The organism is Brachybacterium sp. P6-10-X1, from assembly GCF_001969445.1.
Classification (GTDB): domain Bacteria; phylum Actinomycetota; class Actinomycetes; order Actinomycetales; family Dermabacteraceae; genus Brachybacterium.
Genome location: NZ_CP017297.1, coordinates 2,148,579 through 2,161,592, shown reverse-complemented (window position 1 = coordinate 2,161,592; position 13,014 = coordinate 2,148,579). Strand labels below are relative to the sequence as shown.

The window sequence follows — 13,014 nt, the reverse complement described above, 5'->3', positions numbered from 1 at the left end:
GCACCAGGTTACCGGTCAGGCGCCCAGCGCCTCCAGGCGGAAGGAGAAGGTCTCCTCCCGGGCGGGGAGCACGTACTGCGGCAGCGGCAGCGGGCCGCAGGCCGCCGAGCCCACGCCGTGCAGCGCGGCGGAGAGCGTCACCCAGGTCCGGCCGTCGGGCCGCAGCGCGCCGTCATGCGCCCGGGCGTCCAGTTCGGTGGTCGACCAGGGCCGCACCGCCAGCCCCAGCCCCGTGGGCGCCCGGAGCCCCAGGGAGGGCCCCGAGCCGCCGGTCAGCTGCGCCCGGACCACGCCCGCACGGTTGCCGTTCTCCTGCGGGAACACGTAGGGCACCTGCAGATCCGCCACGGAGGAGCGCCGGGTGGCGAAGGTGGTGCCGCCGCCGGTATCGGGATAGGACTCGTGGGGGCCGTACCCGGTGTACTCGACCTGGTCCGGCTGCGAGGGCAGGGCGAGGGACCACCCGATCCGCGGCAGCGGCAGGTCCTCGGGCCAGAAGGCCGACGGGGTCACCGTCACCTGGACGTCCACCCCGGTCGCATCGCCGCGGAAGCGCTCGGTGACGTCCGCCCCGAGCGCCGAGCCGTTCAGACCGATCCGCGTGCGGACCACCAGAGCGTCCCCGTCGGCGCCGATCTCCACCAGGCGGCGCCGGGCCACGTCGAGCCCGATCCGCTTCCAGCGCGCCTCGAGCGGGTTGCGGGTGCGGGCGCGCTCGTTGTCGACCGGGGCGCGATACAGATCCACCCCGGCCTGCTCGAGGTTCAGCGCGCCGAGCCCGACCAGGCGGCCCAGGTCGTCGAGGCGGGCCGGGCCGAGGTTCCAGCTGCCGTCCTCGTCCCGCTGCGGGGCGAGCGCTTCGCCGGCCGACGGGGCGACGGCGGTGCGCAGGCGCTCGGCGTCCGCGTGGTCCGCGGAGACGATCAGGTGCCCGGCGGGGACCGGGCCCTGAGGCTCGCGGGTCAGCAGCCGCATCGTGGTGGTCGGGCCGTCGTGCGCCGGCAGCGCCACCTCGGCGACCTCGCCGGGCGCGAGAGCGGGCAGTTCGATCTCCTGCCAGCTCTGCTGGGCGTCCACGGACACCTCGGCGCGCAGGTGGGCCAGGTCCGAGAAGGCGTAGCGGTTGGTGATCCGTGCGCTGGTGGGGGAGACCTCGATCCCGACGGGGGAGTAGTGGTGTTTGGCATCCAGCAGCGCCGGGGACGGGGTGCGGTCGGGCAGCACCAGCCCGTCGGCGACGAAGTTGGAGTCGTGCAGGCGTTCGCCGAAGTCCCCGCCGTAGCCGTGGATGCGGTTGCCCTCGGCGTCGGTCGTCTCGAGGCCGTGGTCGATCCACTCCCAGATGAATCCGCCGTGCAGCGCCGGGTACTGCTCCGTGAGCTCCATGTACTCCTGGAGGGAACCGGCGCCGTTGCCCATGGCATGGGCGTACTCGATCCACACGAAGGGCTTGCTCAGCGCGGGCGGGGCTGCGAAGTGGCCCTCCGGCACGTCGAGCGCGAAGCCGCGCAGCATGGCCGTGAGCTTGTCCTGGTACTCGGGGGACAGCTCCCGCCTGCCGATCTGCTCGGTCTCCTCGACCGTGGAGTACATCAGGGAGAACACGTCCACGTACTCCGCGGCGTAGTCCTGCTCGTAGATCACGGGGCGGGTGGCATCGGTGGCACGGACCGCGGCGACCATCGCCTCGGTGACCGGGCCGCTGGCCGCCTCGTTGCCGATCGACCACATCACGATCGAGGCGTGGTTGCGGTCGCGGCGCACGAAGCGCTCCGAGCGCTCCACCAGCGACTCCTCGAACAGCGGATTCCGGGCGGGCCCCTCCGCGGCGCCGGTGCCGTCCTCGCCCCCCGTGGAATCGGCGTGGAAGCCGTGGGTCTCGAAGTCGCCCTCGCAGATCACGTACAGGCCCGCCTCGTCGCACACCTCGAGGAACCGCTGGTGAGGCGGGTAGTGGGAGGTGCGCACCGCATTGAAGTTGTGCTGTTTCATCAGGGCGACGTCCAGATCCTGGTTATCCAGCTGCTGGGCGCGGCCGACGACGGGATCCGCCTCGTGGCGGTTCACCCCGCGGAAGACGATGCGCTCGCCGTTGACGCGGAAGATCTCGCCGTCGACCTCCACGCGCCGGAAGCCCACGCGCAGGGTCACGGTCTCGGCGTCGGTGCGCACGGTGACGTCGTACAGGTGGGGGTCCTCGGCGGACCAGGGCCGCACCTCGCCCACGTCGACGGCGTCCTCGCCGGTGGGGGAGGTGAGGTCGAGGCCCGGGATCCCGAGCGTGGCCGGGAGCGCGGAGCCGTCCGCCGCGCAGGCGCTCGCCCTCAGCGTGCCGCGTCCGGTGGCGGGGTCGTAGTCGGCGACGGTGACCAGGTCGTGGATGCCGCCGGTGGGGCGCAGCAGCAGGTCCACGCTGCGGAAGATGCCCGAGGCCCACCACATGTCCTGGTCCTCGACGTAGGTGTTCACCGACCACTGCACCACGCGCACGTCCAGGCGGTGCTCGCCGGGAGCCGCCAGGGCGTCGGTGACGTCGAACTCCTGGGTCAGTCGCGAGCCGGCGGTCACGCCGATCTCGGCTCCGTCGATCCAGACCTTCGCGGCGGAGTCCACGCCCTGGAAGCGCAGCAGCACCCGGGCCCCGGCGGCGAGCTCCTCGGCCCAGTCCGCGGGAACGGACACGGTGCGGGAGTAATGGCCCGTGGGGTTCTCGTCGGGCACGTGGGGCACGTCCCGGGGGATCGGGTAGATCACGTTGGTGTACTGCGGGGCGCCGTAGCCCTGCAGCTGCCACAGCCCCGGCACCTCGATCTCGGTCGGTCCCCCCAGGTCGGAGCCGTCGGCCCGCGTGCCGTAGCGGAACTCCCAGGTCCCGTCGAGGCTCAGCGCGGCGGCATCGGAGTGCAGGTGGGCGCGGCCCCGCAGGCGGTTCCGACCGGCGGGGAGCTCCTCCCACCAGCGGTCGGTCGGATCGGCGGCGGGCACAGGGGTGGCGGACATCCGGCGGGGCTCCTCAACGAGATCGTGAACGTTCACGAGGCGAGTCTACCCGGAAAGCCGTCGTCTCCTCCGACCTCCTGCGCACGGAGCTGCGCTGTGCGGCACGGTGTCGGGTTTCGCCCTGGTCGATGTCGATCGCACGCAGGAGGACCGGGCCCGTCACCCCGTGGCGTGCACGCCGGTAGACTCCCTCGTCGTGACCACGACCGAGCCGAACCGGTGGACCGACCGCCGCAGCGACGCCGTGTCCGCGCGCAAGGAGGCCTACGAGCAGCTGCGCCGGGCCAGCACCTGGCGCCTGCTCGCCGCGACCAAGGCTCCTGCCGTCCTGGCGATCCTGCAGTCCGTCTTCCCTGCCGGCGACCGGCGCCTGCCGCGCAGCGAGCTCGTCGCCCGCGTCGGCGCGCACCTCGCGCTGCTGCACGACGAGGATCCGGCCCCCGCGGACGCCGCCGACGCGACCGACGGGGACGACGACGGTGCGGAGAGCCGCGGCGGCCGCAGCGCCGCCGACTACGTGGACGGCTGGGTGCGCGAGGGCTACCTGACCCGTCGCGACGACCCGCAGCGCACCGAGACCACCTTCGAGCCCTCGCCCGCCACGATCGACGCGATCCAGTTCATCGCCTCCCTCGAAGAGCACCGGCCCACCACCACCGAGTCGCGGCTGACCCTGGTGGTCCAGCAGTTCGAGCGCCTGGCGCACGAGACCGAGACGGACCGCGACGTGCGCCTTGCGGACCTCCAGCGTCAGCGCGAGCGCGTCGAGGCGCAGATCCGCGAGCTCGCCGAGGGCGAGCTCATGCTGCCCAGCGAGGAGGCCTCCACCGACCGTCTGCGCGACATCCTCCAGATCGCCTCCGAGCTCTCGGGGGACTTCCTCCAGTACCGCGAGGACCTGCGCGCCGTCGACCTGCACCTGCGCGAGCAGATCCTCTCCCCGGAGACCTCCCGCGGGGAGATCCTCGAGCAGCTGCTGGCCGGGGACGACCTGCTGGGCCAGTCCAGTGTCGGCCGCACCTTCACCGCGTTCTTCCGGATGCTCAACGACCCGGGTCAGACCCGCACCGCCCAGGAGCTGGTCGACCGTCTGCTCGAGCGCGACTTCGCCCGCAGCCTCAGCCGGGACGAGCGCGAACGTCTGGCCAACGTGTTCAGCGACCTCTACGACCCGGCGCAGGAGGTTCTGGACGTCAAGACCGAGCTGTACCGCTCGCTGGCCCGCTTCGTGCGCTCCCAGGACTTCCGTCAGCACCGCGTGCTGCTCGAGGCGCTGCAGGAGGCGCAGGGCGTGGCCCTGGCGCAGAAGGACGAGGTCGCCACCCGCACCCCGTTCCCGCTCGAGCTGGACCTCTCGCGGGTCCAGCTCTCCTCGGTGTCCCAGCATCGGCTCAAGGACCCCACCGACCCCGGGGCGCCCGCCGAGGCGGAGGTCCATGACGCCACGGCGCTCAGCGTGGAGGTGCTGGCGGACCTGGTGCGCGCCAACGACATCGACCTGGTGGGGCTGACCGGCCACGTCAACGACGTGCGGGGCCGTTCCGGGCAGGCCTCGATCGGCGACGTGCTGCGGGAGCAGCCCGCCCAGCAGGGACTCGCGAGCGTCATCGGCCTCATGTTCCTGGCCACCTCCCATGCGCAGGAGCGCGAGGGGTCCACCGAGATCATCACCTGGCAGGAGCTGGACGGGAACGTCTATGCGGCGAAGGTCCCCTCGTTCTACTTCCTGGACGACGTGCCGGTGGAGTGAGCGGCGTCGCCGGCGCTGTCACCGACGTCGAGGCGCTCGAGCTCCGCGAGCGCCGGTGCCGACTCCGTCCGCAGCTGCTCCAGGTCCGCACCGAACTCCGCCATCCGGCAGCCGAGGCCATTGCGCTTGATCGTGATGCCCTCGTCCTCCCAGTGGGGGAGGGCCCGACCCAGCAGCGGATGATCGCCGGAGGCGTTGGTCACCCGCCACCACGGCACCCCCGAGCCCCAGGTGCGCAGGATCCGCCCCACCAGACGGGGTCCGACGCCGACGACGGCACCCACCTCGCCGTAGGCGGCCACGCGTCCTGGCGGGATCGCCTCGACCACGCGCAGCACCCGCTCGACCGTGAGGTCGTCCATCCGGGTGCGCGGGCGGTTCGTGCTCATGGAGCCAGTCTGGCACCCGGGCCCCCGGTCCGGCGCTCGCGGGTGCGGACGGCAGGGCGGACGGCAAGGACGCTCTGCTCCGCCGGTCACATTTCCCGTCATCCTCCGACACCCGGGGTTTCCCTTATGGTGCTCATTAGTTAACGTATTCGGATGATCCTCACCGGCCTCGTCCTCGGCGCCGCGCTCGGCTACGTGTTGCAGCGCTCGCGCTTCTGCGTCACCGGCGCCTTCCGCGACCTCTACATGGCGCGCTCCTCGCGCTACTTCGTCCCGTTCCTGCTGGCCATCGCGATCCAGGCGATCGGCGTCGCCGCCCTGACCGGCGTCGGAGTGATCGCCCCCGAGCCGGCGAGCTTCGCTCCGCTGGCCGTGATCGGCGGCGGCTTCCTGTTCGGCATCGGCATCATCATGGCGGGCGGCTGCGCCACCGGGACCTACTACCGTGCCGGGGAGGGCCTGCTCGGATCCTGGGTGGCCCTGATCTTCTACGCGCTGTTCGCCGCGGTCATGAAGTACGGACCGCTGGCAGGCTTCAACGAGGCCGCACGCGCCCGCACGGTCGGGGACGCCACCATCCAGGAGACCCTCGGGGTGAGCGTCTGGGTGCCTGTCGTCGCCTTCAGCGCGATCGTCGCCGTGCTGGTGGTCCGCCAGCTCCGCATCAATGCGCGGCACCGGTCCGCGAAGCTGCCGGCTCGCCGCTCGGGCCTCGGCCACTATCTCGCCGACGTCGCCTGGAACCCATGGGTGGGCGGTGTGCTGCTGGGACTGATCGCCATCATCGCCTGGGTGCTGTCCACCGCGGCCGGTCGCAACGGCGGCCTGGGCATCACCACTCCCTCGGCGAAGATCGTCACCTTCCTCACCACGGGCGACATCACCCTCGTGGACTGGTCGGTGATGCTGGTCCTGGGCATCCTGGTGGGCTCCTTCATCGCCGCCAAGGCCTCGGGCGAGTTCCGCTGGCGGGTGCCGGATGCCTCCACCATGCTGCGCAGCGCCGGCGGCGGCGTGGCGATGGGCATCGGAGCCGCGCTCGCCGGCGGCTGCACCATCGGCAACTCCCTCGTCGAGACCAGCCTGTTCAGCTATCAGGGCTGGGTCTCGTTCCTCGCGATCATGCTCGGCACCTGGAGCGCCGCCTGGATCTTCCTGGTGCGGCCGCAGAAGGCGGCCGCCGCGAACCGTCCCGCCCCGGTGCTCACCCCCGCCGCCTGAGGTGTCGGCCGACGGCTCGGAGGACCACGACCGACGACCCGGCGCACGACGGACGATCGACCACCACCCGACCGACCACGACCCGATCGACCACGACCCGATAAGGAGTTCCCATGGCCGCCTACACCCTCCAGACCAACGGGGCCGTCTGCCCCTTCCCCCTGATCGATGCCAAGAACGCGATGGGGCAGCTGAGCTCCGGTGACGACCTGATCATCGGTTTCGACTGCACCCAGGCCACCGATTCGCTGCCGCAGTGGGCCGCCGAGGACGGCCATGACGTGGTCGCCTTCGACCGGGTCGGCGACGCCGGCTGGTCCATCACGGTGCGCAAGGGAGCCTGAGCGCAGCCCCGACGAACGACGCCGGCCCGGGAACCCTCGAGGGGTCCCGGGCCGGTCTCGTGTGAGGTCGAGGTCAGTCGCGTCGGTCGGTGCCGTCCTGCGGCCTGCGCCCCTCCGGCGCACCCTCCTCGGGTGGCCGGAACTCGGGTGACCGTGGCGCCGGAGCGCCGTCCTCGTCCGTCGGGGACTGCTCGTCGACACCCTGCTGTCGGAACTCGGCGGGTTCCGCCCCGTCCTGGTCCTCGCCGTAGGGCGAGACGTTCGCCTCGTTGTTCGCCTCGTTGTCGCGACGCGGATCGTCCGTGGAGCGCGCGGGGGCAGCGCCCTGCCCGTCCCCCCGTCGGGGCCGGCCATGGATCGGATCGGTCGGCGCGGCGCGCCGGACCGGGCGACCGGTGTCGTGGATCCGCGGATCCCGCGCCGCGTCGTCCTCGCCGCGAGCCACCCGCTCCTGGAGAGTCTCCTCGTCGAGCGGCTCCCCGAGGGCGTCGGCCCCGTCGGACCCGTCCGTGCGGTCCCGAGGAAGCGGCTCCTCCCTGCCTGCTGCGGGGGGCGCGCCGGTGTCCTCCCGCTGTGCGGGATGCTCGGCGTCGGTCCCGGTGCCGCGACGGCCCTCGGCAGCGCCGTGGGCGCCCTGGGCGCCCAGGGCGGTCCGGTCCTCGCGGACGGGCGGGGCGTCCCGGTCGGCCTCGAGAGGTCGGTGATCCTCCGCCGGTGCGTCACGGTGCGCGGGCGAGCCTTCGCGTGCCACCTCGTCCGGCGCGGCCTCGGTGCTCGCCCTGCGGTGCGTGGGGGCGGTGGGGCGGTCGCCAGAAACGTCCTCGACGTGGCCGCGCCGATCGTCATCACGGTGGCGGTCATCGTCCCGACCCGCGGTGGATGCGGCGCCGGCACCGGCCCCGGCCGCTCCGGCGACGCCCGCGGTCGCGGCGGCCCGGCCGTCATCAGCGCTGTCCACCGGGCCGCGTCCATCGTCCGGGGTGCCGGGATCGAGACGATCGGCCTCCGTGCGGCGCTCGTCGACCGCGGTGCGCTCCCGCTCGACGGCGGAGCGCTCCTCCTCGGCCTCGACGCGTCGGCGCTCGGCGGCGATCTGCTCCTGCTCGGCCTCGGCGGCCTTCTGATCCGCCTGCAGCCCGGCACGCTCGGCCTCGAGCTCGCGCTCCTTGGCCGTGAGATCGCGCTGCTGGACGACCTTCTCCTCCTGCGCCGCCTGCTCGCGGAGCTCGGCGGCGCGCCGTCGGTCCTCGGCCTGCTGGCGGGCCTTGCGTCGTCGCGATGCAGACATTCCCACCGCGATCAGGATGAGCAGGATCAGAAGGATCGCCACGATGATCACGATGAGGACGGGCGTGGAGATCGGAAGGTTGTCCATGGTCGACTCCTTGCACGGGGACGGGACCTGACGGACCGGATGAGATCCGGCTCGTGGAGGTGATTCCACCAGAAGCAAGGCCGAGATGGTGTCATTTCCGCAACGATCGACCGCTCGGAAGGGTCCTCGGGGACGGTGCCTGCACGCTCCACGAGCGCCGGCGCCGCCGCCGGTACAGTGTGTCCCCGTGACCAGCTCTGTGCCCCGTACCGAAGCCGATGACCCCCGGGAAGCCGGTGCCGAGGACGCGACGTCGCTGCCCGGCACCGCCCTCGTCGAGGACTCCCGGCGGGTCCTCGTGCACCTGCTGCAAGGCCCGTTCCTGGACGGTCGCCGCGAGCCGGCGCGCTATGCCCAGCTGCTGCGCGATCGCGCCGGGATCGAGGCCCGCCTGGCGGACCTCTTCCTCGAGCTCGTGGTCGACGACGATGCCCAGGTCGCCTTCGCGCGCCAGAGCGAGTCCGACCCCGACGCGCCCAAGCTGCTGCGCCGTCTGACCGGTCTGAACCGCCTGGATTCCGTGCTGCTGCTGGTGCTGCGCCAGATGCTGTTGACCCAGTCCTCCCGCGGCCAGCGCACCGTGGTGTCCGAGGCCGAGATCCAGCAGGCGCTGGCTGCTTACCGCCGCACCACCTCGACCGATGAGGCCGGCTTCGCCAAGGAGGTCCGGGCCGCGATCGCCAAGATCCAGCGGGCCGGCCTGCTCGACGAGCAGGGCGATGACTACGAGGTCTCCCCGGTGCTGCGACTGATGATCGGCCCGGACACCGCTCGCGAGTTCATCGCGCTGTACCGGCAGGCCGGAGTCGGCGGTCTCGAGGACCCGGCGGACGACGCCGAGGGCACCGACGGGGCAGCCGAGGACGTCTGAGCAGACTTCCCGTTCCCGACCGATCGGTAGAAATATGACAGGGGTTCAGGAGCCCACCTGGGATGGGCCCCCTGGCGCCGACGATATGGGCTTGCCTGAGCGCTCATGATGTGAGGGCATGCCTCCATGCGGCATCCAGCAGGAGTGACGCCGCGCGATCCGTGTACGCCGAGGGGGCCACGGATCCGAGGAGGTCCGTCGTGGCTCACCACCCTGGCGACCAGCCGCTCGTATCGCTCGTGATCCCGGTGTACAACTCGATGCCGTACCTGCCGGAGACGCTCGATGCGATCCCCGAGCAGCGGCTCGGTCCCGCCGAGCTCGAGGTCATCCTGGTCAACGACGGCTCCGATGACGGATCCGAGAAGGTCCTGGCCGAGTACGCCGAACGATGTCCCGATTACCGGGTCCTGGATCAGCCCAACTCCGGCGGTCCGGCCGATCCCTGCAACAAGGGCATCGCGGCTGCGCGCGGGAAGTACGTGTTCGTCCTCGGCTCCGACGACGTGCTCACCGAGGGAGCGCTCGGCGAACTGGCGGCCTATGCGGAGAAGGAGGGCTCCGACATCGTCCTGGCGAGGATGGTGGGCCTGAACGGGCGCCACGCCCCGGGGTCGATGTTCACGCAATCCAAAGCCGTGGCGCACCTGGTCGAGGACAGCCTCTTCAACTCCTTGACGGCGATCAAGCTGTTCCGGACGGACCTGGTGCGCAGGACGGGCGCGCACAACCCGACCCACCTGCGGGTCGGCTCGGACCAGCCGTTCACGTTGACCTGCTATCTGGCCGCGCGGAAGATCAGCATCCGCGCCGACCGGGCCTACGTGCTGATCCGCACCAGGGAGAGCGGGGACAACGTCACCTCCGATCCCCGGACCTCGCGGGACTACACAGCGCTGCTCTCCGCGACCGTCGAGGTCATCGTCGACGGGACCGAGCCGGGAGAGCTTCGCGACGGTCTGCTGCGGCGTCCGGTGCGCGGAGCGCTGCGCAAATCGGTCCGCTCCCGATTCCTGGACCTCTCCGAGGCGGAGCAGGAGGCCGTCGTCACCGATATCCAGGAGGCGATCGGTCCGTACCTCACGGAGCACGTCTGGGGACATCTGGAGCCCATGTACCGGCTGAAGGTGAGGCTCGCTCTCGCGGGGCGCACCGAGGCTCTGCGAGAGCTGATCCGGTGGGAGGCGGACGACGGCGAGGAATCCCTGGTCCTCGAGGACGGAGCCTTCCGCTTCGATCTGCCGACGGATCTGGTGGAGACGATCGGGCGGGAGGAGCTCCGGGACGTGAAGGTGGTCGGGGTGGTCGCTCTCGAGGAGCTCGTCGTCGAGGCCGGGCACCTCCGGATCGGTGCCCGGGCTCAGGTCCGGCGCAGCACGACCTCTCCGGACGGCGTCCTGCTGCGCATCCGCCGGCGCGGGAGCGAGGAGAGCTTCGACGTGCCGGCCCACGATGTGGAGCTCGCGAGGGAGGGCGAGCCCTCCGGGAGCTCCGGGGCCGCGGTGCGCTTCCATGCCGACGTCGAGGTCTCCGGACTGGAGAGCGCGGTCTGGGACGTCCATGTCGTCCAGCGGTACGGGGGCCAGGAGATCCAGAACCGGCTCGGTGGTCGCCGGGGCCCCCACATCACCTCGGAGCGACGCCTGGTGACCGACGAGGACGGCCGGGAGGTGGGGACGGCCTACTTCACCCGGGGCTTCGGGAACCTCTCCGTGGACATCGGGTACGTCCGCGTCACCAGGGTCGGCCCGCTGGCAGAGATGCTCTCGGTGCTGGAGATCGCGCCGGGCCGGCGCGTCGCCCTGCTGCGGGTCCAGCGTCCCACGACCCTGCGGATTTCCACGCTCCGCGGCCTCGACCAGGACCGCCCCGGCGAGGAGATCCCGACGGTCACCCTGCGGGACGGGCTGCTCGCGGCGGCCCTGCCCTCCGCGATCCGTGACCCGGTTCGGAGGATCCGGGTGGCCGATGCCCACGGGGCCGTGATTCTGCGCCTGCCCGACGCGGTGGCGTTCCCCACCGTCGATCCGCCGGGACGCAGCGTCCCGGACGGCGCCGCGACGGCCGTCGCGGACGCGGCACGAGCGGCCCGGGACCTCGCCCGTCGAGCGGGGCTGCGCCCGCCGCGCCGAAGGGCGCGCTGATCCCGGCGCGCACGCCGGGTGCGCTTCGCGTGGCAAGATCGTGCGGTGCCCCGCCCGAGACGGGGCGCATCCTCCTGCCCCCGGAACGAGAGGTGCCACGGCGTGAAGGTGATCAGCATCCAGAAGGCCGCGGACATGCTGTCCCTGTGGTCGGTCGTCGTGAACACCCTCGCGGTGCTGTCGATCGTCGTCGTCGTCGGGTTGGGCGACCAGCGGCTCGCCGTGATCGCCCCGCTCGTGCCGCTGGTGATCATCCTGGTGCGCCAGCGAGGCGCCCTCACACGGCCGCCGCGCGGCATCGGCGGCATCGGCCGGTACCTGACCGCCCGCTACCTCCTCATCGCGGCGTCCGCGGTGCTGCTGTACACGGTCGGCGACGTCCGCGTCCTGGAGCTCGTCGCCGCCGTCCTGGCCGTCGGGGCGCTCGCGGTCGAGCCGATGCTGCGCTCCCTGAACGGGGTCGCCGTCCCGTACGCCGCGAACTTCCCGGGTCATGAGGGCCGCAACCGGGCATCGTTCCGCTACGGCTGGATCTTCCCGCTGAACCTGCTGGGACTGCTCGCTCTCGCCCTGGCGACCCTCGCCCCCGGCGTGCTGCTGCCGGTGACCTCGCTGATCTCGCTCGCCTCGCTCGTGATGTCGCTGATCGCCCTGGCGGACTGCGTCGGCCGCATCCGGGAGCGTCGACGCTTCCAGACCCGCCTGCCCGAGACGCTCGAGGCGATGGAGCCAGGGTTCTACGTCTACTGGCACGCCCCGCCCCGCTCCGCCTTCCAGGTCACCATGTGGCTGCCCCACCTCGAGCGGCTCGGCGTCCCCTTCGTCCTGGTGGCGCGCACCGTCCCGAACTTCCGCCAACTCGCGAACGCCACGGAGCATCCGGTGCTGCTGCGCCGCTCCCTGACGGACCTCGACGACCTGATCGTGCCCTCGGCCCGCGGCGTGTTCTACGTGAACAACGCCATGCGCAACAACCACATGGTGCGCTACGCCGGGCTGACCCACATCCAGCTCCTGCACGGGGAGTCCGACAAGGCCTCCAGCGCCACTCCGGTCATCCGGATGTACGACCGGGACTTCGTGGCCGGGCAGGCGGCCATCGACCGCTTCGACACGTTCGGCGTCCCGATGCATCCGGAGATCTTCCGGATCGTCGGCCGCCCCCAGGTCGAGGACGTCGAGGAGGCGCGCGGACCGATCGGCGAGCTCGAGGACCGCTCCGTGCTCTACGCGCCGACCTGGCTGGGCTACCAGGCCGAGACCAACTACTCCTCGCTGCCGATCGGGCCGGCGATCGTGCGGGCCCTGCTCGAGCGCGGCTGCCGTGTCGTGTTCCGCCCCCACCCCTACAGCTCCCGCTCCCCGGAGCTGCGCGAGTCCTGCCGCCAGATCCGCGAGATGCTCGCGGCCGATGCCGCCGCCGGCGGCCGCGAGCACCTCTACGGCGACCTCGCGGAGAACGAGATGAGCGTCGTGGACTGCTTCAACGCCTGTGACGCCATGATCTCCGACGTCTCCGCCGTGGTCGGGGACTTCCTGCACTCGGGCAAGCCGCTGGCGATGGTCTCGCCGCGCACGGGGGCCGAGGAGTTCGTGCAGGAGTTCCCGATGGCGCGCGCCGCCTATGTGCTGGTCTCCGAGGGCACCGACCCGCAGAATCTCCACGAGGTGCTGGACGACCTGACCGGTGCCGATCCGCACGAGGCCGAACGGAAGGCATGGGCGACCTACTACCTCGGGGACATCCCGCGCGAGAACTATGCGGATCGTTTCGTCGACGTCGCCCGCGAGGAGCTCGGTCTCGCAGCGTCCGATGAGGCGGAACTCACGCCCGGTGGCCCTGGGCCCGGGGGCGCGTCCTGAGCGCAGACGGGGTGCTGTGATCCCCCTGTGACCTGGGTGGGTGCTCGGAAGCAGCCT

The 13,014-nt window shown here is 71.9% G+C and carries 9 protein-coding genes; 6 read left to right on the top strand and 3 right to left on the bottom strand.

What is annotated here, in order from left to right; genetic code table 11:
* Positions 1–15 precede the first annotated feature (15 nt).
* Positions 16–3,000: a glycoside hydrolase family 2 TIM barrel-domain containing protein gene (locus tag BH708_RS09895; protein WP_076808425.1), complete on the bottom strand. Its 2,985-nt coding sequence runs from the start codon at positions 2,998–3,000 to the stop codon at positions 16–18.
* 196 nt (positions 3,001–3,196) lie between these two features.
* On the opposite strand from BH708_RS09895, the gene BH708_RS09890 reads away from it, so the two are divergent.
* Entirely contained in the window at positions 3,197–4,750 is a 1,554-nt protein-coding gene (locus BH708_RS09890; RefSeq protein WP_076811088.1) for a DUF3375 domain-containing protein, read from the top strand.
* Here the strand turns inward: BH708_RS09890 and BH708_RS09885 are convergent.
* The gene (locus BH708_RS09885) at positions 4,720–5,139 is read right to left on the bottom strand and encodes an MGMT family protein (protein WP_083713451.1); all 420 of its coding nucleotides are present in this window, start codon (positions 5,137–5,139) and stop codon (positions 4,720–4,722) included. The two genes, BH708_RS09890 and BH708_RS09885, sit on opposite strands and share 31 nt — an antisense overlap.
* 153 nt (positions 5,140–5,292) lie before the next feature.
* Here BH708_RS09885 and BH708_RS09880 point away from each other — a divergent pair, with 153 nt between their 5' ends.
* Positions 5,293–6,360, top strand: a complete 1,068-nt coding sequence (locus BH708_RS09880; protein ID WP_076808424.1) for a YeeE/YedE family protein — start codon at positions 5,293–5,295, stop codon at positions 6,358–6,360.
* Between the two features lie 113 nt (positions 6,361–6,473).
* Positions 6,474–6,704, top strand: coding sequence for a sulfurtransferase TusA family protein (locus BH708_RS09875; RefSeq protein ID WP_076808423.1), 231 nt, complete (start codon positions 6,474–6,476; stop codon positions 6,702–6,704).
* Positions 6,705–6,777: 73 nt separating this feature from the next.
* Here the strand turns inward: BH708_RS09875 and BH708_RS09870 are convergent, their stop codons facing one another.
* Positions 6,778–8,079, bottom strand: a complete 1,302-nt coding sequence (locus BH708_RS09870; protein WP_076808422.1) for a hypothetical protein — start codon at positions 8,077–8,079, stop codon at positions 6,778–6,780.
* Between the two features lie 187 nt (positions 8,080–8,266).
* Here BH708_RS09870 and BH708_RS09865 point away from each other — a divergent pair, with 187 nt between their 5' ends.
* The 3 genes from BH708_RS09865 to BH708_RS09855 all read left to right on the top strand — a co-directional run bounded on the left by BH708_RS09865 (position 8,267) and on the right by BH708_RS09855 (position 12,957).
* Positions 8,267–8,950: a DUF4194 domain-containing protein gene (locus BH708_RS09865; protein WP_076808421.1), complete on the top strand. Its 684-nt coding sequence runs from the start codon at positions 8,267–8,269 to the stop codon at positions 8,948–8,950.
* A 200-nt stretch (positions 8,951–9,150) separates the two neighbouring features.
* A complete protein-coding gene (locus BH708_RS09860) occupies positions 9,151–11,094 on the top strand; it encodes a glycosyltransferase family 2 protein (protein WP_076808420.1) in 1,944 nt (647 codons plus the stop codon).
* A gap of 102 nt (positions 11,095–11,196) precedes the next feature.
* On the top strand, positions 11,197–12,957 hold the full coding sequence (locus tag BH708_RS09855) for a CDP-glycerol glycerophosphotransferase family protein (protein ID WP_157235848.1): 1,761 nt from the start codon (positions 11,197–11,199) through the stop codon (positions 12,955–12,957).
* Positions 12,958–13,014 lie beyond the last annotated feature (57 nt).